16 protein-coding genes are annotated in these 22,450 nt (G+C 59.0%); 8 read left to right on the forward strand and 8 right to left on the reverse strand.

Annotation, left to right across the window (positions count from 1 at the left end; genetic code table 11):
• Positions 1–22: 22 nt before the first annotated feature.
• A complete protein-coding gene (gene rnhA, locus ACIPY9_RS20490) occupies positions 23–475 on the reverse strand; it encodes a ribonuclease HI (RefSeq protein ID WP_400705609.1) in 453 nt (150 codons plus the stop codon).
• Positions 476–523: 48 nt separating this feature from the next.
• Positions 524–1,282, reverse strand: coding sequence for a class I SAM-dependent methyltransferase (locus ACIPY9_RS20495; RefSeq protein WP_400705612.1), 759 nt, complete (start codon positions 1,280–1,282; stop codon positions 524–526).
• An 81-nt stretch (positions 1,283–1,363) separates the two neighbouring features.
• Here ACIPY9_RS20495 and gloB point away from each other — a divergent pair, with 81 nt between their 5' ends.
• The 8 genes from gloB (at position 1,364) to fabI (ending at position 12,167) form a co-directional block, all read left to right on the forward strand.
• Positions 1,364–2,143, forward strand: a complete 780-nt coding sequence (gene gloB / locus ACIPY9_RS20500) for a hydroxyacylglutathione hydrolase (protein ID WP_400705615.1) — start codon at positions 1,364–1,366, stop codon at positions 2,141–2,143.
• A gap of 98 nt (positions 2,144–2,241) precedes the next feature.
• Positions 2,242–3,825 (forward strand): LysM peptidoglycan-binding domain-containing protein, encoded by a 1,584-nt coding sequence (locus ACIPY9_RS20505; protein ID WP_400705618.1) that lies wholly within the window; start codon positions 2,242–2,244, stop codon positions 3,823–3,825.
• 137 nt (positions 3,826–3,962) lie between these two features.
• The gene (locus tag ACIPY9_RS20510; RefSeq protein WP_400705621.1) at positions 3,963–5,792 is read left to right on the forward strand and encodes an extracellular solute-binding protein; all 1,830 of its coding nucleotides are present in this window, start codon (positions 3,963–3,965) and stop codon (positions 5,790–5,792) included.
• Entirely contained in the window at positions 5,789–7,645 is a 1,857-nt protein-coding gene (locus ACIPY9_RS20515; RefSeq protein ID WP_400705624.1) for an extracellular solute-binding protein, read from the forward strand. The genes ACIPY9_RS20510 and ACIPY9_RS20515 overlap by 4 nt, the downstream gene beginning before the upstream one ends.
• A 1-nt stretch (position 7,646) precedes the next feature.
• Positions 7,647–8,720 (forward strand): microcin C ABC transporter permease YejB, encoded by a 1,074-nt coding sequence (locus ACIPY9_RS20520; protein WP_400705627.1) that lies wholly within the window; start codon positions 7,647–7,649, stop codon positions 8,718–8,720.
• 1 nt (position 8,721) lies between these two features.
• Positions 8,722–9,741: an ABC transporter permease gene (locus ACIPY9_RS20525; RefSeq protein WP_400705630.1), complete on the forward strand. Its 1,020-nt coding sequence runs from the start codon at positions 8,722–8,724 to the stop codon at positions 9,739–9,741.
• A gap of 1 nt (position 9,742) precedes the next feature.
• Positions 9,743–11,359 (forward strand): ABC transporter ATP-binding protein, encoded by a 1,617-nt coding sequence (locus ACIPY9_RS20530; protein ID WP_400705633.1) that lies wholly within the window; start codon positions 9,743–9,745, stop codon positions 11,357–11,359.
• 13 nt (positions 11,360–11,372) lie between these two features.
• Positions 11,373–12,167, forward strand: a complete 795-nt coding sequence (fabI, locus tag ACIPY9_RS20535; protein WP_117165311.1) for an enoyl-ACP reductase FabI — start codon at positions 11,373–11,375, stop codon at positions 12,165–12,167.
• A gap of 94 nt (positions 12,168–12,261) precedes the next feature.
• On the opposite strand, the gene ACIPY9_RS20540 is transcribed toward fabI, so the two are convergent.
• The 6 genes from ACIPY9_RS20540 to clpX form a co-directional block, all read right to left on the reverse strand.
• Positions 12,262–14,004 (reverse strand): type III effector HrpK domain-containing protein, encoded by a 1,743-nt coding sequence (locus ACIPY9_RS20540; protein WP_400705637.1) that lies wholly within the window; start codon positions 14,002–14,004, stop codon positions 12,262–12,264.
• Positions 14,005–14,167: 163 nt separating this feature from the next.
• Positions 14,168–15,781, reverse strand: coding sequence for an EAL domain-containing protein (locus tag ACIPY9_RS20545; protein ID WP_400705640.1), 1,614 nt, complete (start codon positions 15,779–15,781; stop codon positions 14,168–14,170).
• Positions 15,782–15,939: 158 nt separating this feature from the next.
• Positions 15,940–17,823, reverse strand: coding sequence for a SurA N-terminal domain-containing protein (locus ACIPY9_RS20550; protein ID WP_400705643.1), 1,884 nt, complete (start codon positions 17,821–17,823; stop codon positions 15,940–15,942).
• 206 nt (positions 17,824–18,029) lie between these two features.
• A complete protein-coding gene (locus ACIPY9_RS20555) occupies positions 18,030–18,302 on the reverse strand; it encodes an HU family DNA-binding protein (RefSeq protein ID WP_002552737.1) in 273 nt (90 codons plus the stop codon).
• Between the two features lie 144 nt (positions 18,303–18,446).
• Positions 18,447–20,843 carry an endopeptidase La gene (gene lon / locus ACIPY9_RS20560; protein WP_400705663.1) on the reverse strand — a complete coding sequence of 799 codons (2,397 nt, stop codon included), beginning with the start codon at positions 20,841–20,843 and terminating at the stop codon, positions 18,447–18,449.
• Positions 20,844–21,238: 395 nt separating this feature from the next.
• Positions 21,239–22,450: ATP-dependent Clp protease ATP-binding subunit ClpX (gene clpX, locus ACIPY9_RS20565; protein ID WP_400705666.1), on the reverse strand; the 1,212-nt coding region annotated here is incomplete at its 5' end.

The following is a 22,450-nucleotide window of genomic DNA, read 5'->3' on the forward strand; positions in this document are numbered from 1 at the left end:
CCCTGATGAGCCCTTCGGCTCATCAGGCATGCCGGCCTGCGCGGACTTCATCCACACCCCGATTGGCCAGCTGATCGGCGCGCTCGTTGCCGGGATGGCCGATATGGCCACGCACCCATTGCCACTTCACGGTATGGCGGTTGACCTGCTCGTCCAGCTGCTGCCAGAGGTCGGCATTCTTGACCGGTTCCTTCGCGGCGGTCTTCCAGCCGCGCTTCTTCCAGTTGGTCATCCACTCGGTGATGCCTTTCATGACGTATTGCGAGTCCGTCACCAGCGTCACTTCGCACGAGCGCTTGAGTTCTTCCAGACCACGAATGGCTCCCATCAGCTCCATCCGGTTATTGGTGGTATTGGCTTCGCCTCCCCACAATTCCTTTTCGACGCCCTTGTAGACAAGCAATGCGCCCCAGCCACCAGGGCCCGGGTTGCCCTTGCAGGTGCCATCGGTAAAGAGTTCAACGCTTTCGCTCATTACAACCGTTCCAGAATAAAGGACTTGTTTGGGCGGCAGGCTCGAGGGTCATGGTTCCGACGTGTTGCGATTGACCTTGGCCATCGGCAATGGAATCAGTTTGCCCATCGGCTCGCGGCGCACCTGACGCAGAGGGCGCAGGCCCACGACCAGTTTGCGGGCCACCAATAGATAGAAGCCGCCGCCGGGGCTTTGCCGCCCTTCGCCGAGGCTTTCCAGACCGCTCAGGCGTGCCTGCCATGCCGCCGAAGAAAGAGGCGGACGATAGCATCCGAAGCGCCGCTTCTCCAGCGCGAACCCCAGCAGGTTCAACCAGTCCGCGACCCGGGACGGGGAAATGCAACGCGCCTTGCGCAAGGCGTCGCGGGCAAATACATGACGCAACCCCCAGGTGCTCCAGGGGTTGATGCCGATGATCAAGAGATGGCCACCCGGCCTGACGCTGCTGGCCGCCTCGCGCAACAGACCATGGGGCGAGAGGCAGAAATCCAGGCCATGCTGCAGGACCACCACATCGGCGGCATGCTCGCTCAAGGGCCAGGCTTCTTCTTCGCAGACAATCTCCACGCCGGGCAACGGCGCACCCAGCCTGACATTGCGTTGCACCTGCCGGGCCACCGGCGGGTTCTCGGCGGACGGCCCGTAATGCACAAGATAGCCCCCGAAATAACGCCCCAGCTCGTCTTCAAGAACCCGGCGCTCCTCTTCGAGCAGCAGTTGCCCCAACGGACCGGACAACCACTTGCGGGCAGCCTGGATCAGGGCCAGCCACTCAGGATCGGCCTGGGCGAACGCTTCATCGGTCATTTACGGTCTCCTCCGGGGATTCGCGTGCAGCCAGATCAAAGACTAAGATGCCTCATTGTTTACCGCCATGCGAACTGCGCCATGATACAGGTCCACCCTCTTCCCGCTTTCAACGACAACTACATCTGGTTGTTACAAGACCTTTCCAGCCAGCGCTGTGCCGTGGTCGATCCGGGGGACGCCCAGCCGGTACTCGGCTGGCTGGCGCAGAACCCCGGCTGGCATCTGACCGATATCCTGATCACCCACCATCACAAGGATCATGTCGGCGGCGTCGTTCAGCTCAAGCAGGCCACCGATGCCAGGGTGCTGGGCCCGGCCACGGAAAACATCCCGGCCCGGGATGTCGCCCTGACGGATAACGACACGGTCTCCGTGCTGGGGCGGGATTTCACCGTTCACGCCGTACCGGGACATACCCTGGGCCATATCGCCTTCTATCATCACGATGCCACGACGCCCTTGCTGTTCAGTGGCGACACCCTGTTCGCAGCGGGCTGCGGGCGCCTGTTCGAGGGCACGCCCGAACAGATGCATGAATCGCTGAGCCGTCTGGCGGCACTGCCCGACAGCACGCTTGTCTATTGCGCCCATGAATACACCCTGAGCAACCTGCGCTTTGCCCAGGCCGTTGAACCCGATAACCGGGACATTGCCGAACGCCTGAGCCAGGTCAGCCAGTGGCGCAGCGAAAATCGCATCAGCCTGCCTTCCAATCTAGCTCTGGAACGACGCACCAACCCCTTCCTGAGGGCACATGAAACATCTGTTAAAGAAAAAGCAGACGAACGGAGCGGTCGCGACAACAGCACTCCGAGTGCGGTTTTTGCGAGTTTGAGGGCCTGGAAAGATACGTTCTAAAGCGCGTGAAATCGGCACGAAAATTCTGAAAGGTTGACCGTTGGGGGGACGCTTTCTAGAATCGCCCGACATTTTCGCCTGGAAGTCACCCCCAGCCAATGTCGTCACCTACAAAAAAATACCTCAATTCAGACGCATTGAGCCGACTGACCCAGGCCATGGCTATCGCCGCTGGCGCACTGCTTGCCGGCTGTCAGACCACCAGTCATGTAGAGCCCAGCAGCATTTACCGAACGCCTAATCTGGCCAGCGGTATCAAGCAAAAGCCCATCTTCATCACCCAGAAACAGAAGCAGAACCCGTCGGCCCCGCCTCAGGATATCTGGGAGCGGATGCGCCAGGGTTTCCAGCTGCAACAAAACAACGAGCTGAACCCCCGGATCGACCAGCAGCGCCTGTGGTTCGCCAACAACCCGTCCTTTCTGGAAAACGCGGGTGAGCGTGGCAGCCTCTACATGCACTACATTGTCGAGCGCCTTGAAGAACGCAACATGCCGCTGGAGCTGGCCCTGCTGCCGGTGATCGAAAGTGCCTACAACCCGATGGCCATCTCCCGCAGCCAGGCCGTCGGTCTGTGGCAGTTCATCCCGTCCACGGGACGCTACTTCAACCTGCGCCAGACCAACTTCTATGACGGGCGTCGCGACATCCAGGCTTCCACCGTGGCAGCCATGGATTACCTGACCCGTCTGCACGACATGTTCAACGGTGACTGGCTACTGGCACTGGCGGCCTACAATGCGGGCGAAGGCACCGTCAGCCGGGCCATCGAGCGTAACGAAAAGCTCGGGCTGCCCACCGATTACTGGAACCTGCCGCTGCCGCAGGAAACCCGTGATTATGTGCCCAAGCTGCTGGCACTCTCCCAGGTCGTCCAGTCGCCGGAGGCTTACGGCGTCAACCTGAACCCGATTGCCAACGAACCCTATTTCGAAGTCGTCGAACTCAACAAGCGTGTTGACCTGTCCAAGGTCGCCAGCCTGGCCAATATCGACGAAGACGAACTGATCCAGCTCAACCCGGCCTTCAAGAAGCGCCTGACGATCGACGGCCCCCAACACCTGCTGGTCCCGACATCAAAGGCTCAACTGTTGACGGCCAGCCTGTCGACCATGAAGTCCGAAGAGCTGACCGCCTGGCAGCCCTACCGCGTACGCCGTGGCGACACGCTTGAGAGCCTTGCCAACCGTTATCAGGTGTCGGTCAGTACGCTCAAGAGCAATAACCGGTTGAGCAGCAACCGGCTCAAGGCGGGTCAGTCACTGAGCATTCCGGTCCAGCCGGGCAGCAAGTCCTCGCAACCGGTATTCGAGGAGCTCGCCAGTCACGACAAGCCGGCTCCCGGCCGCAGCTACAGGGTCAGGAGCGGCGACAACCTGTCGAGCATCGCTCAGGCCCACAAGGTCGAAGTCGGGGAACTGCAGCGCTGGAACAAGATGACCGGCAACAAGCTCAAGATCGGTCAGACGCTGATCGTACAGGGCAGCAAGTCCGCCGACACCACGACGGCCAGCGCCGACAGCGGCAAGAAATCCATGCAGTACAAGATCCAGAAAGGCGACTCGATGTACCTGGTCGCCAAGCGCTTCAACGTCGAGATGAAGCACCTCAAGCGCTGGAACCCTCGCACCGGTCAGGCCCTTAAACCCGGCCAGACCCTGACCGTCTACCTCCCTCATTGATGCGCCCGGCCACCTGCCCTGACATGACTTCGGGGCAAGTGGTCGTCCAGACCAGCCCCCCTCCCTTGCCCCCGGTCTTTTTCCTGCCCGGACAAGCTGTTACTGTTAGCGACCCGAAAGCCCAAGCCGCCTGGATCGTGATACGTCCCATCCTGCTAGTCATCAGTCTGGTCTTGAGCTTCTGTGCCAACGCCGCCATCAGCGAAAGCCATGGCTATGCGCAATTTGGCGTTCTCAAGTACCCGGCCAGCTTCACTCATTTCGACTGGGTCAATCCCGAGGCGCCGAAGGCTGGCACCTTGCGAATGATGGCCTTCGGCACGTTCGATACTCTCAACCCGTACACCTTCAAGGGCAGCAGCCCGGTTTCGACGGGTAACTTTCTGCAATACGGCGTCAACGAACTGAACGAGCCCTTGATGGTGGGCACCGGCCAGTACGATCCATCCGGCGATGAACCCACTTCCAGCTACGGATTGATCGCCCAGTCGGTGGAGTTCAGTGAAGACCGCAGCTGGGTGGTGTTCAATCTTCGCCCGCAGGCACGCTTTCATGATGGCAAATCCATTACGGCCTATGACGTCGCCTTTTCCTACCGGACACTGCTCAAGGACGGTCATCCTCAATACCGCACCGCCCTTCAGGAAGTGCAACGGGTCGACATCCTCAATCGCCATCGCATCCGCTTCGTCTTCAAGCGCTCGGGCAATCCCCTGCTGATCCTGCGCCTGGGCGAGCTGCCGGTACTGCCGCAGCATTACTGGAAAGACCGCGACTTCAAGGCCACCACCTTCGAGCCGCCGCTGGGCAGCGGGCCGTACCGTATCACCCGTGTCCAGCCCGGACGCCAACTGGTGTTCGAGCGGGTCAAGGATTACTGGGGCAAGGATTTGCCGGTCAATCGCGGCAAGTACAACTTCGACCGTGTCGAAGTCGAGTTCTACCGGGACAGCGATGTGGCTTTCGAGGCCTTCAAGGCCGGTGAGTTCGACATCTATATAGAGCATCAGGCCAAGAACTGGGCCAACGGCTACAACTTCCCGGCCGTGACCGAAGGCCAGGTCATCAAGGCGCAGATCCCGCACAAGATCCCGACGCAGACCCAGGGCCTGTTCATGAACACCCGGCGCAGCACCTTTGCCGATATCAAGGTGCGCGAAGCATTGGGGCTGCTGTTCAATTTCGAGTGGACCAACCGCACGCTGTTCAGCGATGCCTACATGCGCTCGACCAGCTACTACCCCAACAGCGAGTTTTCCGCGACCGGCCTGCCCAGCGGGGCCGAATGGCTGATGCTCTCCCCTTATCGAGACCAACTGCCTGCCAGCCTGTTCACTCAGCCATTCATGCCCTCGAAAACCGACGGCGGCGGCATCCCTCGCGAAACCCTGCGCAAGGTGCTGGGGTTGTTCGCTGAAGCGGGCTGGAAGCTTTCGGACCAAGGCTTGCGCAATGCCGACAAGCAGCCACTGCGTTTTGAAATCCTCTTGGTCAACCCCAACCTTGAACGCATTCTGCAACCTTATATAGAAGACCTCAGACGCGTCGGTATCGAGGCCAGCCTGCGCACCGTTGATCGCGCCCAGTACAAACAGCGGCTGGACCGGTTCGACTTCGACATGATCCTGATGACCCTGCAACAGACTCTGAGCCCCGGCCTTGAGCAATGGCAGTATTTCCACTCGAGCCAGGCCTCGGTCCAGGGCAGCAAAAATTACGCAGGGGTCGCCAATCCGGTGGTCGACGGCCTGCTCAACACGCTGCTGGCCGCCCAGACTCACGATGAACAAGTCGCCGCCGCACGTGCACTGGATCGCGTGCTGCTGTCACAGCATTACAGCATCCCCAACTGGTACCTGAACAATCATCGCCTGGCCTATCGCAATCGATTCGCCATGGTCACCACCCCGCCCTACACCCTGGGGTTGCGTGCGTGGTGGCTCAAGCCTCTGGAGAAGACCCGATGACCCCGTTGCGCGCCCTGTTCATGCAGGCTGGCGGCCTGTTGCTGGCCGGTATCGTCTGTACCGCCCAGGCAGCTCCCCAGCATGCCGTAACCCTTTATGACGAAGCCCCGAAATACCCGGCCAACTTCAAGCATTTCGACTACGTGAACCCGGATGCCCCCAAGGGCGGCCTGTTTCGTCAGGCAGGCTTCGGCAGCTTCGACAGCCTCAACCCGTTCATCAACAAGGGCGTGGCTGCCGACGACATCGGCCTGATCTACGACACCCTGACCAGCCGCAGCCTGGATGAGCCGTTCACCGAGTACGGCCTGGTCGCCGGCAAGATCGAAAAGGCACCCGACAATGGCTGGGTGCGCTTCTACTTGCGCCCGGAAGCCCGCTTCCATGATGGCCATCCCATGCGCGCCGACGACGTGGTGTTCAGTTTCGAGACCCTGATGAAACATGGCGCGCCCATGTACCGCGGTTATTACGCCGACGTCGATCAAGTGATTGCCGAAGACCCGCTGCGGGTGCTGTTCAAGTTCAAGCACAAGGACAACCGGGAACTGCCGCTGATCCTTGGCCAGTTGCCCGTGCTGCCCAAACACTTCTGGGCGACCCGCGACTTCAGCAAGAGCAACCTGGAAATCCCGCTGGGCAGCGGGCCTTACAAGGTGGCCGAGGTCAAGGCCGGACGCTCGATGCGTTATGAACGGGTCAAGGATTACTGGGCCAAGGACCTGCCGATCAACAGAGGGTCCTATAACTTCGATGTCCTGACCACCGATTACTACCGCGACAACACCGTGGCCCTGGAAGCCGGCAAGGCCGGGCAGTTCGACTATTGGCTGGAAGTCAGCGCCAAGAACTGGGCCACGGCCTACAACACCCCGGCGGTCCGGGACGGACGCCTGATCAAGGAAGAGCTGCCCAACGGCAACCCGACCGGTATGCAAGGCTTTGTCTTCAACCTGCGCAAGCCTGTGTTTCAGGACGTCCGTGTGCGCGAGGCGCTGTCTCTGCTGCTGGATTTCGAGTGGACCAACAAGCAGTTGTTCAACGGGTCCTATAGCCGCACCAAGAGCTACTTCGACAACTCCGAGATGGCCTCCAGCGGCCTGCCATCGGCGCAGGAACTGAAAATCCTAGAACCTTTGCGCGGCAAGATCCCTGACCGGGTCTTCACCGAGGAGTACAAGCTGCCCGTCAACGATGGCAGCGGCATGATCCGCCCTCAATTGCGCCGGGCCTTCCAGCTGTTGCAGGAAGCGGGCTGGAAGATCGTCAACGACAAGATGGTCGACACCCAGGGCAACCCGGTCAAACTGGAGTTCCTGCTGGCCCAGACCGAGTTCGAGCGGGTCCTGTTGCCTTACAAGCGCAACCTGAACGACCTGGGCATCGAACTGAACATTCGCCGGGTGGACGTCTCGGAGTACATCAACCGCCTGCGCTCGCGTGACTACGAGATGATTGTCAGCAGTTATCCTCAGTCCAGCTCGCCGGGCAACGAACAGCGCATCTACTTCCACTCTTCCAGTGCCGACAACCCCGGCAGCCGCAACTTCATGGGCCTCAAGGACCCGGCCATCGACAGCCTGGTGGAAGGCCTGATCAACGCCGACTCACGGCAGAGCCTGATCACCCATACCAAGGCCATGGACCGCGCTCTGCTGTGGGGCTTCTATGTGGTGCCCAACTGGCACATCAAGACCTGGCGCGTGGCCTACTGGGACCATATCGCTCACCCCAAGGCCCCGCCGCTGTCCGACATCGGCGTCATGACCTGGTGGATGAAACCGGACGCCAAACCGGCCATTCCCGTGAAACCTGCCGCCGAGCAGACCGATCCCGCGAGCACGGAGCAATAACATGCTGGCCTATATCCTCCGGCGCCTGCTGCTGATCATTCCGACCCTGTTCGGCATTCTGATCATCAACTTCATCATCATCCAGGCCGCGCCCGGCGGGCCTGTGGAGCAGATGATCGCCAAGATCGAAGGCTTCGACGGTGCCACCAGCCGTATCGCCGGTGGCGGCTCGGAAGTCTCGGTGGCCGGCTCCAACTATCGCGGCGCACAAGGCCTGGACCCGGCGCTGATCAAGGAAATCGAGCGCATGTACGGCTTCGACAAGTCGGCACCGGAGCGCTTGTGGATCATGATCAAGAATTACGCACAGCTGGATTTCGGTGACAGCTTCTTTCGCGATGCGAAAGTGATCGACCTGATCGTCGAGAAAATGCCGGTGTCCATCTCCCTCGGGTTATGGAGCACCCTGATCATGTACCTGGTGTCGATCCCGCTGGGTATCGCCAAGGCCACCCGGCACGGCAGCCACTTCGATGTCTGGACCAGTTCGGCCATCATCGTCGGTTATGCCATCCCGGCCTTCCTGTTCGCCATCCTGTTGATCGTGGTGTTTGCCGGCGGCAGTTATTTCAACTGGTTCCCGCTGCGCGGCCTGACGTCCAACGGCTTCGACGAGATGAGCACCCTCGGCAAGATCGGCGATTACTTCTGGCACCTGGTGCTGCCGATCACGGCGCTGGTGATCGGTAACTTCGCCACCATGACCCTGCTGACCAAGAACAGCTTTCTGGACGAGATCAGCAAACAGTACGTCGTGACGGCCAAGGCCAAGGGGTTGAGCAATAACCGCGTGCTGTACGGCCACGTGTTCCGCAACGCCATGCTGCTGGTGATCGCCGGCTTCCCGTCCGCCTTCATGGGCATCTTCTTTACCGGCTCGCTGCTGGTGGAAGTGATCTTCTCGCTGGATGGCCTGGGCCTGATGAGTTTCGAGGCCGCCATCAACCGCGACTACCCGGTGGTGTTCGGCACCCTGTTCATCTTCACCCTGCTGGGGCTGCTGGTGAAACTGATCGGCGACCTCACTTACACCCTGGTGGACCCGCGCATCGACTTTGAAAGCAGGAAGCATTGATATGAAGCTGTCTCCTCTCAATCGCCGCCGCTTCGAGCGTTTCAAGGCCAACAGACGCGGCTGGTGGTCGCTGTGGCTGTTTCTGATCCTGTTCGGCCTGAGCCTGGGTGCCGAACTGATCGCCAACGACAAGCCCCTGGCCGTGCGTTATGACGGCGAGTGGTATTTCCCGGTGTTCAAGCGCTACCCGGAAACCACTTTCGGCGGTGAATTCCCGCTGGAGGCCAATTACAAGAGCCCCTACATCAAGGAGCTGCTGGCACAGAAGGACGGCTGGACGCTGTGGGCGCCCATTCCGTTCAGCTACCAGAGCATCAACTACGACCTGAAAGTCCCGGCCCCCGCACCGCCCTCCCGCGAGAACCTGCTGGGCACCGACGATCAGGGACGTGACGTGCTGGCCCGGGTGATCTACGGCTTCCGCATCTCGGTGCTGTTCGCCCTGACCCTGACCGTGCTCAGTTCCATCATCGGCGTGATAGCCGGGGCCTTGCAGGGCTTCTATGGCGGCTGGGTGGATCTGCTGGGCCAGCGTTTCCTGGAAGTCTGGTCGGGCCTGCCGGTGCTGTACCTGCTGATTATTCTGGCGAGTTTCGTGCAACCCAACTTCTGGTGGCTGCTGGGCATCATGCTGCTGTTTTCCTGGATGAGCCTGGTGGACGTGGTGCGCGCCGAGTTCCTGCGCGGGCGCAATCTGGAATACGTGCGTGCCGCCAGGGCGCTGGGCATGGAGAACGGTGCCATCATGTTCCGTCACATCCTGCCCAATGCCATGGTGTCGACCATGACCTTCATGCCGTTCATTCTGACCGGCGCCATCGGCACCCTGACAGCACTGGACTTCCTGGGCTTCGGCCTGCCTGCGGGTTCACCTTCGCTGGGCGAACTGGTCGCACAGGGCAAATCCAACCTGCAAGCCCCGTGGCTGGGGATCAGCGCCTTTGCCGTACTGGCCCTGATGTTGAGCCTGCTGGTCTTCATCGGCGAATCCGCCCGCGATGCTTTCGACCCGAGGAAATGAAATGAACACTGACAATCTGATCGAAATCCGCGATCTGGCGGTCGAGTTCGTGACAGGCGAATCGCGTCAGCGCGTGGTCGAAAACATCAGCTTCGACATCCGGCGCGGCGAAACCCTGGCGCTGGTGGGCGAAAGCGGCTCCGGCAAATCGGTCACCGCACATTCGATCCTGCGGCTGCTGCCCTACCCCATCGCCAGCCACCCCAGCGGCACCATTCGCTATGCCGGTGACGATCTGCTGAAAGTGGACGAGAAAAAACTGCGTTCGATTCGTGGCAACCGCATCGCCATGATCTTCCAGGAACCCATGACCTCGCTCAATCCACTGCATTCGGTGGAAAAGCAGATCAACGAAGTGCTGGGCCTGCACAAGGGGCTCACCGGCAAGGCCGCCACGGCGCGTACCCTGGAGTTGCTGGAGATGGTCGGCATCCCGGAACCGCACAAACGGCTCAAGGCCCTGCCCCACGAGCTGTCAGGCGGTCAGCGTCAGCGCGTCATGATCGCCATGGCTCTGGCCAACGAGCCGGAACTGCTGATTGCCGATGAGCCGACCACGGCGCTGGACGTCACCGTCCAGCTGAAAATCCTCGAATTGCTCAAGCAATTGCAGGCCCGTCTGGGCATGGCATTGCTGCTGATCAGCCATGATTTGAACGTTGTAAGGCAAATAGCCAACCGAGTATGTGTCATGCAGCGCGGTTGCATCGTCGAACAAGCATTGTGCGAAGAGCTGTTCCGTTCACCACAGCATCCGTACACCCAGATGTTGCTCAGCGCAGAGCCCAGCGGCGGTCCTTCGACCAACCCGGCGGGCGCTCCGTTACTTGAAGTCGAGGACCTGAAAGTCTGGTTCCCGATCAAGAAAGGCCTGCTCAAGCGAACCGTCGATCACGTCAAGGCGGTAGACGGTATTCGCTTCAGCCTGCCTCAAGGGCAAACACTGGGGATTGTCGGTGAAAGTGGATCGGGCAAATCGACGCTGGGCCTGGCAATACTTCGGCTCATCGGCAGCCAGGGTGCCATACGGTTTCAGGACAAGGCGCTAGACTGCCTGTCGCAGCAGCAGATTCGTCCGCTGCGCCGACAGATACAAGTGGTGTTCCAGGACCCGTTTGGCAGCCTGAGCCCGCGCATGTCAGTCAGCGATATCGTGGGTGAAGGCCTGCGGATCCATGGCATCGGTACGGCAGCCGAGCAGGAAACGGCCATTATCGAGGCACTCAGGGAAGTAGGTCTGGACCCGGAAACCCGGCACCGCTACCCCCATGAGTTCTCGGGCGGGCAACGGCAACGAATCGCCATAGCCCGTGCATTGGTGTTAAAACCGGCATTGATTCTGCTGGACGAGCCGACCTCGGCCCTCGACCGGACAGTACAACGCCAGGTAGTCGAACTCCTGCGTTCGCTGCAAACCAAGTACAACCTGACGTATTTGTTCATCAGTCATGACCTGGCTGTCGTCAAGGCCCTGAGCCACCAGCTGATGGTGGTCAAACAGGGCAAAGTGGTCGAACAGGGTGCCGCGCAGACTGTCTTCGCGGCACCGCAACATCCTTATACACAGCAGCTGCTGGAGGCCGCCTTTTTGGCACCAGTGGCTGTCGATTTAACCTGAAGAGGAACAACACATGGGTTTTCTCGCCGGTAAGCGCGTCCTGATCGTCGGTGTCGCCAGCAAACTGTCCATCGCATCCGGTATTGCTGCCGCCATGCATCGTGAAGGTGCAGAGCTTGCTTTCACCTATCAGAACGACAAACTCAAGGGCCGTGTCGAAGAGTTCGCAGCAGGCTGGGGCTCGAGCCCTGAGCTGTGCTTCCCTTGCGACGTAGCCAGCGACGAAGAGATCAACAAGGTCTTTGAAGAGCTGAGCAAGAAGTGGGACGGCCTGGACGTGATCGTTCACTCCGTTGGCTTCGCTCCGGGCGACCAGCTGGACGGCGACTTCACCGAAGCCACCACCCGTGACGGTTTCCGTATCGCTCACGACATCAGCGCCTACAGCTTCGTGGCCCTGGCCAAAGCCGGTCGCGAAATGATGAAAGGCCGCAATGGCAGCCTGCTGACCCTGTCGTACCTGGGCGCAGAGCGCACCATGCCTAACTACAACGTCATGGGCATGGCCAAAGCCAGCCTGGAAGCCGGCGTTCGTTACCTGGCCGGCAGCCTCGGCCCGGAAGGCACTCGCGTCAACGCTGTATCGGCTGGCCCGATCCGCACCCTGGCCGCTTCCGGCATCAAGAACTTCCGCAAGATGCTGGCTGCCAACGAAGCGCAGACCCCTCTGCGCCGCAACGTCACCATCGAAGAAGTCGGCAACGCCGGCGCCTTCCTGTGCTCGGACCTGGCGTCCGGCATCAGCGGTGAAATCATGTACGTCGACGGCGGCTTCAACACCACCGCAATGGGCGATATCGAAGAGTAAGTCTTCGATCCGGGCTGGCGTCTGACGTCAGCCCTGAAAACAAAAAATCCGGACGCCCGCCAGGGATCCGGATTTTTTGCTGTTGCTCTTGTGATCACTTCGGCTTGGGAAGGCCGAACTGCTCCAGCGTCGGGTTGACGGTACGGCTGAATGACTTGCGCTCCTTGCGCTCCTTCACCGCATTGATGATTTCCGAGATGCCCATGCCGATGCTTATCGCGCCACTGACGACCCAGCCAACCGGGCCAGCAGCCGCACCGACCGCCGAAGCCGTCGCAGCGCCTGCTGCCTGACCGGCCACAGCTCCCACAACCCGCCCGGCAATGGCACCGGCTATACGCCCGCCAAGGCCTATCCCGACCTTGCCAGCCGTCCTGCTGATATCCACGTTGTTGCCGAACCCCAATACCGAGTGGATCGTATCGGCCGCCACCTTCGCGTCATCCTTGCCCTGATTCGTATCCTTGCCCGTGCCTCCAGGGGTCAGCACCGTGCTCATCCCCGTCGTGCCTGCTGGTGTTTTTTTGCCTGAGGTTTCATTCACCGCCCGGGCCAGTGCAGGGTCGCTGTTGACGATCAAGGCCGCCTGACGCTCCATGCTGTTTCCCAGAAAGGACTGCACATCGGGATCGTTCTGCAACTGGGTGATTTTTTCCCCCAGTGCCGTCTCGGTTTTCGAGGTATTACGAATGGAGCGACCCGCAACGACCTTCTCTGCAACCTGCTGCAACTCGACCAGCACGGCAGCCTTCTGCTCGCCGCTGTAGCTTTGCGGATTCGTGAAGACATCGCCGTTCAGCTTGCTGATATCCACATTGGCAACTGCTCCGACGGTCGCGGCATCCGAGAGTACCCGTGAGAAATCTTCCTCGTTGGCAGGCGCCTTATTCTTGATCCAGCCGCTGATGTCCTTTTTGACCATCAGCCCGTCCGGCGAACTCATCGCGAGCTTTTTGCCGCGTGTGTTGCCCTGGTCCATCATCTCGAACATGCCCGGCTTCGCCCAGGTCGCGGCAGAATCCTGCAGGACATCGGACAGGCCAGGGTTTTTAGTGCTCACGGACTCCAGCCCGGCAATGCTCGTACGCCCGTTGACCTTGGTCTGCCCCTCGGCCCCCTGAGCGTTGGAGGGGTCGCCAGCCTCCGTGATAGGCTCGTTAGCCAGCAACATCGCCGCCGAACGTACCAGCTGTACCGACTGCGCATCGGCATCCGGATGATCCTTGCGGAAATCATTCAGGCTGTCTGTGCCCCTGTCGACCTGCTTCTCCATATTCTTCGCGAAGGTCTTGGCATCCTTCTTGGTGATCTTCCCATCCGCCTTGCCGCCCTGAGCGGTGTCCATGGCGGTTTTCAGGGTCGGGTTTTCATCCAGAAAGGCCCAGGCCTTGTCCGCATCGGGATCGTTGGCGGCAATCATTCGCGCAGCCGCAATCGGACGGTTCAGCTCCTTGGCTGCCTGCTCGCGTTTGGAAGCCGGCATATCGCCCAGCAAACCGTCCCATTTGGCCAGTTCCTCGGGCGAGCTGTATTTCGAGTCATCCAGGTACTCATGATTTTCCCGGACAGGCGGCTGGGCCTTGCCCGAAATCTGGCTGCTCAATGCACGGAGCAGACGTTGCAGGATCGAATCTTCCGCGACCTGGGGAGATGAAGGGGATGCAGCCCTGGTCATCGTCGTACCCGCCTGCCCGAACTCGATACCGGCCAGACCACCACCGGGCTTGTGGATTTCGCCCGTCAACGGATTGAAAGGGACTTCAGTCAGGTTTTCCGGCACGGGAAAGCTGCCAAAACCGGCAGGTCCGCGGCCAGCACTTGAAATGGGGTCGCTCATGGCAGCTCTCTCCCTTCGCACGAGTAGGGTTCTACATACTCGACTGAGTGGAAAGAACGATGAAACGGTTCCATCGAACATCGACAAAACCATCTGCCCCGCCTCAGGGCAGATGGTTTACTCACACAAGGTGCACATCTTCATCATTTGGATGCGTGCAGAATCAGGAGAGGACTCCAGACTGGCTCTCTCCATTCTCTAACGTGGCCTCTCCAGACTGCGTTTTGCTTTGGTTGATAAACGCTATCAGCTCGGCGATCGGCATGGGCTTGCCGAAATACCATCCCTGGGCCATATGAACACCGGCATCGCGCAGGACATTACGCTGGTATTCCGTCTCCACCCCCTCTGCAATCATCTTCAGCCCCAGAGAGCGGGCAATGCCGATGATATGGAACAGGATAGGACTGCTGGCCGGGTCGTCGCCGATCTTGTCGACAAACGACTTGTCGATCTTCAGGTAATCCAGATCGTAGGTCGACAGGTAGGACAGGCTGGAGTTTCCGGTCCCGAAGTCATCGATGGCCACCTTGAAGCCTTTCGCACGTATCGATACCAGGACCTCCTTAGCCTTGTCCGGCACCATCAAGCCGCGCTCCGTGGCCTCGATCAGAATATTGTGTGAGGTGCCGCCCGATTCACTGATCAACGCTTGCAGGCGTTTTTCCGTTTCTTCGGAGTGCAGATCTTCGGCCGAGAAGTTGATGGCGATATGGGTTTCGGGGTTGTCCTTGATGAGCTGCGCCGACTCTTTGGCGACAATCTCCATGACCTGTGCGGTCACCTGTTTAATCAGTCCAAGAGCTTCCGCTGCAGGGATGAACTCGACCGGGCTGATAAACCCCCGCTCCGCCTGATTCCAGCGAATCAGGGCTTCGGCACCGGCACATTGCCCGGTACGAAGATCGATCACCGGCTGATACACAAGGGAAAACTCCCGGCGTTTCAAGGCCCCCTGCAATTGCGATTTGAATGACAGCTTTCGGCGTGCGACTACGTAGATTGACAGCGCGAAAAGCAGGCCCAGCAGCAACCCCGCCGCCAGGTAGCCGGGCAATGCCTGCAGAATCAGTGATTCGACACGCTTGTCGGGCATTGTGGCCAGCACCGAGGAGTCCTTGTCACTGGATGGCTGGATGAAAACGAAGTCGCCTTCATCGAAGAAGGCCACGGGCTGGTTTTGGTAATGGGTCAGCCATTCCGGCTTGAACTTGCCCCTGGTACGAACGATGACCCCATCGCTGTTGCGAAAATGGGTGATGGATATATCCGGTTGGTCGCTGGCCACGTCCAGAACAAGAGAAGGTTCGATGATCGCGGCATAACCTCCGTTCTCGTTGATGACGAATACAGTGCCCGGAATTTCCGGCAGCGTCACACGACTCCAGCGTCTTCCACTGGTGAGGGTATGGTGGCTGGCCGGGCCCAGATCGACCTCATCATCCTGGGCACGAAGGGTGGAGCAAATAAGCCGGTCCCCCTGAATGAACGCCAGAGCCTGCAAGTAGCTGGCCTTGAGCGTAAGACTTTGCATCAATGCCAGATGCTCGGGCGAACAGGGTGTCAGCCCGGCATTGCGCTGAGCCTTGACGGCCTCATTGACCTGAGCCTGAGTGGTCGTGGAACGATGGATCACATCGCTCGTGATACCGTTCAGGTAAGTCAGCGCGGCCTTGTGACCGCTCTGGACAGCAAGAAAAACAAAGATCCCCGTACAAACGATGAAAATCAATACTGCGGAAGCCGTTGCCAGGCTCCTCATGGTTTTCCTACGCACGACAGACCTTCCATAGACGATTCAATTCGTTCTCATACTAGTCCATGGTCAGGATTCCATCTGTCATTCGAGTCACCAGACAGAATGACAAAAGCCGTAGAAAGCAAAACGCCCGGTGCAATGCACCGGGCGTTTCGGCTGAAGCAAAAACAATCGGCTTAGAAGCGCTCGATCTTCGCCTTGCTTTCCAGTTGCGAGCGGTAGGCAGCGAAATCCTGCTGACCGGCACGCGAAGCCAGGAAGCGGCGGTATTGAGCCTTTTCCGCATCCGTTGGCGCCGTGGCCTGATTCACGCCATTGAGGCGCACAATCACAAAGCTGCCGTCCACAAGCGTCTGGCTGGCGAACTCAGGCTTGTCCTTGCCGACAGGCTTGGGCATGCGGAATACCGTCTGCAGCACGGCCGGATCGACACTGTCCTGGCTGCGGGTGGCCGCTTCCAGCACTTTCCAGTCACGACCGTCCTGCTTGGCAGCCAGCGGGATCTTGCCATCACGCAACCCTGCCAGCAGAGCCTCGCCCTTGGCCTTGATCGCGGCCGTGGCGTGCTCCTTGAGCAACTGGGTGCGAATCGAACCGGCCACACTCTCCAGCGGCAACTGCTGAGGCTGCAGGTGCTCCTTGGAGCGCACCACCACAACGGTTTCCGGGTCCAGCTCCAGCGTGTTGCTGTTGGAGCCTTCTTCGAGCACTTCCGGGCTGAATGCGGCCTGGATCACGGCACGATTGGCGGTAAGGCCTTCGCCACCTTCACGACCGAACGGCGCGGTAGTCTGTACCTTCAGGCCCAGTTCCTGAGCCGGCTGGGCCAGGTCCGAGGACTCGAACGCAGAGTCTTCCAGCTGTTTGGTCACTTCGACGAACTTCTGCTCGACCAGTTGAGCCTTCAGATCGTGGGTCAGCTTGTCTTTCAAGCTTGCGAAGGTCGGTATCGAAGGCGCTTCAACACCCAGCAGCTTGATCAGGTGCCAGCCATAGTCACTGCGTACCGGCTGCGAGACCTGATCCTTGTTCAAGGCATACAGCGCCTCTTCGAAGGCTGGATCGTAGACACCCTTGCCGGCATAGCCCAGATCGCCGCCCTTGCTCGATGAGCCCGGATCCTGCGAGAACTCCTTGGCCAGCGCCGCGAAGCTCTCGCCCTTGGCCAGACGCTGCTGGATCTCTTCGATCCTGGCCTTGGCCTGGGTTTCATTGAGCTTGCTGTTGACCTCGATCAGGATGTGCGCAGCACGACGCTGTTCGGCCAGATTGGCGATTTCTTTCTGGTAAGCCGCCTGCAGGTCTTCATCCTTGACTTGCACCTTGTCGAAGAAGGACGACTTCTTCAATTCGATGTAATCCAGTACCACCTGCTCGGGGCTCATGAACTCCTTGGCGTGTTCATCGTAGTGAGCCTTGACTTCGTCATCGGTCACTTTCGCAGCCGCCATGTCGGCAGGCAGGGTCAAGGTAGCGAAATCGCGGGTCTGTTTTTCCAGACGGGCGAACGCCTCAACCTCTGCATCGGTCACGAAGGCACTGCCGGCAACGCCAGCACGTACCTGGCCAATCAGCATTTCCTGGCCCAGCAACTGGCGGAACTGCAACCGGCTGTAGCCCAGTTGACGAATGACCTGATCGAAACGATCGGCATTGAACTTGCCATCGACCTGGAATTCAGGCGTCAGCAGAAGCTGTTGATCCAGCGCAGCTTCGGAAAAGGCGAACTTGGCATCGGCTGCACCTTGCAGCAGCAGCTTGCGGTCGATGAGTCCTTTCAGAGCGGACTCGCGCAGCAGCTTCTCATCCAGCATCGCAGGATCGAAATCCTTGCCCAACTGCTGGGCCAGTTGCTGGGAAAGCTGGCGGCGTTGCATGTCGACGGCCTGGCTCAGTTCGTTCTGAGTCACGTCCTCGCCATTGACCTCGGCAGCGTTCTGCTTGTTGCCACTGGCGGTGAACATCGCTTCGATGCCGGTCAAGGCCATCAAGGCAATGATGATCCCGATGATGGTCTTGGCAATCCAGCCTTGTGAATTGTCCCTGATGTTTTGCAGCATTGCGTCCCCCAAAACGGTTGTACTGACTAACCAACCGCGGAGCGTGGGTAGAAAGCGGATAGAAGAAAGGCGCATCCGAGGATGCGCCTTCTCGTAACTGACGGAGCGGAAGGGCTCGAACCCTCCGGCATTGCAACCGGCTGCACTACCGCTCCGCTACCGGTTCAGATGGATTCTGATCCGGCGGGCAAAGGCTTGAAAGAGGCTTAGTTGACCGCTTCTTTCAGGGCTTTACCAGCTTTGAAACCTGGTTTTTTAGCAGCAGCGATTTCCAGTGTCTTACCGGTCTGTGGGTTACGACCGATACGCGCTGGACGATCTGTAACAGAGAACGTACCAAAGCCAACCAATACAACAGAGTCGCCAGCCTTCAGAGCGCCAGTGACGGATTCGATTACTGCATCCAGCGCACGGCCAGCAGCAGCTTTCGGGATATCAGCAGATGCAGCGATAGCATCAATCAGTTCCGACTTGTTCACTCTTAAGTCCCCTTATCTCTATATTGAGTATGTTTCTAAGTTTTTGGTGTCAAGCAAAACGAGCACTGACGGGCTTGCTGGTACTTGCTAAAGAGCCGCTTTATAACAAGGGCTCTAAAAAGCTGTCAAGGAAGCCCATCAGACTTAATGCGTGCTAATTCTTTCCTTAGAGTCAGACTCGCGTTTTTCATCCTTTGCAACAATATCGGGAGCCGCATCCGGCAAGGGCTCCGGCGCGTATTGCAGCGCAATTTGCAGGACTTCGTCAATCCATTTAACGGGCTTGATCTGCAGATCCTGCTTGATATTGTCAGGAATTTCCTTCAAGTCGCGCACATTCTCTTCGGGAATGATCACGGTTTTGATACCACCGCGATGCGCCGCCAGGAGTTTTTCCTTCAGACCGCCAATGGCAAGCACCTGACCGCGAAGGGTGATTTCACCAGTCATGGCCACATCGGCACGCACCGGGATCTGTGTCAGGGCTGACACCAGAGCCGTGCACATGCCAATACCCGCGCTCGGACCGTCCTTGGGCGTAGCCCCTTCCGGCATGTGGATATGGGTGTCGTGCTTCTCGTGGAAGTCCGACGCAATGCCCAGGCTCCTGGCACGGCTGCGCACGACGGTCTGCGCTGCCGTGATCGACTCGACCATGACATCGCCCAGGGAACCGGTCTTGATCAACTGGCCCTTGCCGGGAACGACCGCAGATTCGATGGTCAGCAACTCGCCGCCCACCTGTGTCCACGCCAGCCCGGTCACCTGACCGACCTGATCCTGCTGCTCGGCCAGGCCGTAGCGGAATTTGCGCACACCCAGGAAGTGTTCGAGCAGGTCAGACGTGACACGAACGGCAAAGCGTTTTTCCAGTGCATGTTCTTTGACGGCCTTGCGGCAGACCTTGGCAATCTGGCGCTCGAGCCCGCGCACACCCGCTTCACGGGTGTAGTAGCGGATGATGTCGCGGATCGCATCCTCGTCGAACTCCAGCTCGCCCTTCTTCAGGCCGTTGGCCTGGATCTGCTTGGGCGAGAGGTATTTGACGGCAATGTTGACCTTCTCATCCTCGGTGTAGCCCGGCAGACGAATGACTTCCATCCGGTCCAGCAAGGCCGCCGGGATGTTCATCGAGTTCGAGGTGCAGAGGAACATCACGTCCGACAGGTCGTAATCGACCTCCAGGTAGTGATCGTTGAAGTTGTGGTTCTGCTCGGGATCGAGCACTTCAAGCAATGCCGAAGCCGGATCGCCACGCATGTCACTGCCCATCTTGTCGATTTCATCGAGCAGGAACAGTGGGTTGCGGACGCCAACCTTGGTCATCTTTTGTATCAATCTTCCTGGCATCGACCCGATGTAAGTACGGCGATGACCGCGGATTTCAGCCTCGTCACGCACGCCACCGAGGGCCATGCGCACGAATTTGCGGTTGGTCGCGTTGGCGATCGACTCGGCCAGCGAAGTTTTACCCACGCCCGGCGGCCCGACCAGACACAGCACCGGACCGCGAATCTTCTTCACGCGCTTTTGCACGGCGAGGTATTCGAGGATGCGTTCCTTGACCTCTTCCAGACCGTAGTGGTCGGAGTCGAGGATCGACTCGGCACGCGCCAGATCGAGGCGAACCTTGCTCTGGGCTTTCCATGGCACCTGGACCAGCCAGTCGATGTAGGAGCGAACCACGGTCGCCTCTGCCGACATCGGGGACATCTGCTTGAGCTTGTTCAGTTCGGCCGTCGCCTTGGCCAGGGCATCCTTGGGCAGACCGGCAGCATCGATGCGCTTTTTCAGCTCTTCGATTTCGTTATGGCCTTCATCGCCATCGCCCAGTTCTTTCTGAATGGCCTTCATCTGCTCATTCAGGTAGTACTCGCGCTGGCTGCGCTCCATTTGCTTCTTGACGCGACCGCGGATGCGCTTTTCAACCTGCAACAGGTCGATTTCGGCATCCAGCAAGGCCAGCACGTGCTCGACACGTGCCGACAGCTCGATGATCTCGAGGATTTCCTGCTTCTGTTCGATTTTCAGCGCCATATGCGCCGCCATGGTGTCGACCAGGCGACCGGGCTCATCGATGCTGTTAAGCGACGAGAGGACCTCGGCAGGGACTTTCTTGCCCAACTGGACGTATTGCTCGAACTGAGCCAGCAGGCTGCGCACAAAGACTTCGGATTCGCGATCCGGAGCTTCGATTTCGTCGATCAGTGCCACTTCGGCACGGCAATGGCCATCGACTTCGATAAAGCGTTCGACAGAACCGCGCTGCTCGCCTTCAACCAGGACTTTTACGGTTCCGTCAGGCAGCTTGAGCAGCTGCAACACGGTTGCAATGGTGCCTACGCTATAAAGAGCCTTTTCATCAGGATCATCGTCGGCCGGATTTCTTTGCGCAAGCAGCAGGATTTGCTTATCGCCCGTCATCGCTGCCTCTAGAGCTTCGATAGACTTCTCGCGCCCCACGAACAGCGGGATAACCATGTGCGGATAAACCACAACATCACGCAATGGCAAAAGAGGCAATTCAATGGTGGTCTTCATGATTTCGCCTCTACGGCGGCCAATTGGCCGTGGACAGGTGGAAGTAGCTTGAAGCCAAGATGGGGGTAGCTTTCGAAAAAAACAAGCTCTTGTGTCCTGTTTTGAAAACTCGCTCCCCTTTCCGGTCCATGACCGGGCCCGTCCGACAAGGCGTCGTGACGAGTCATGGCAGGGCTATGACAGAAATAGCAGTACCGCCAAGCGGTTACAAAATCTCTTAAAAAAGAGCAGCTTATTTCCTTGAACAGGATACTAGTGGACTGTTCGGGAATTACGTTCCCTTTTAAAGAACGATTCTCGACAGGAATTCTCCACAGGTAATACCCCATAAATGCAAAAGGAGGCCCTGAGGCCCCCTTCTGTCGATCCACTGCTACGTCAGCATGCCAGGCATGTCAGGCGTCAGGAGCAACCTTGGCAGGCGGCTCGCTGTTTTCGTAGATCAGCAACGGCTTGGACGAACCATCGATAACGCTCTCGTCGATCACCACCTTGCTCACGTCGGCCTGCGACGGGATTTCATACATGGTGTCGAGCAATACGCCTTCCAGGATGGAACGCAGGCCACGGGCACCGGTCTTGCGCTCCAGCGCACGACGGGCAACCGATTTCAGCGCATCGGTACGGAACTCGAGGTCCACACCTTCCATCTCGAACAGCTTGGCATATTGCTTGGTCAGGGCGTTCTTCGGCTCGGTGAGAATCTGGATCAGTGCAGCTTCATCCAGCTCGTCCAGTGTCGCCAGAACCGGCAGACGGCCCACGAATTCCGGGATCAGACCGAACTTGACCAGATCGTCAGGCTCGACTTCACGCAGGGATTCGCCAACCTTCTTGCCTTCTTCCTTGCTGCGGACTTCGGCATTGAAGCCGATGCCGCCGCGGGTGGAACGGTTCTGGATGACCTTTTCCAGGCCCGAGAAAGCGCCACCGCAGATAAACAGGATGTTACGCGTGTCCACCTGCAGGAACTCCTGCTGTGGATGCTTGCGCCCCCCTTGAGGCGGAACGGAAGCCACGGTGCCCTCGATCAGTTTCAGCAAGGCTTGTTGCACGCCTTCGCCGGAAACGTCGCGAGTAATCGAAGGGTTGTCGGATTTGCGGGAAATCTTGTCGATTTCATCGATGTAGACAATACCCATCTGGGCCTTCTCTACGTCGTAATCACATTTCTGCAACAGCTTCTGAATAATGTTTTCCACATCCTCACCGACGTAACCGGCTTCGGTCAGGGTTGTGGCATCAGCGATGGTGAACGGCACATTGAGCAGGCGCGCCAGTGTTTCAGCGAGCAGGGTCTTGCCGGAGCCCGTAGGGCCGATCAGCAGGATGTTGCTCTTGCCGAGTTCGACATCGTCATTTTTCTTGTCGCGCTGGTTCAGGCGCTTGTAGTGGTTGTACACCGCTACTGCGAGAACCTTTTTGGCACGTTCCTGACCAATTACATACTGATCAAGGATGCCGCTGATTTCTTTAGGCGAAGGCAATTTATGCGCGCTGCTTTCAGCCTGTGCTTCCTGCACCTCCTCGCGGATGATGTCGTTGCACAGGTAGACGCACTCGTCCCGTCCGGCTCCGGCAAATCGACCCTGATCAAATGCGTGAAC

Origin of the sequence: Pseudomonas sp. NPDC089734 (genome assembly GCF_044748865.1) — a bacterium.
Taxonomy (GTDB): Bacteria; Pseudomonadota; Gammaproteobacteria; order Pseudomonadales; family Pseudomonadaceae; genus Aquipseudomonas.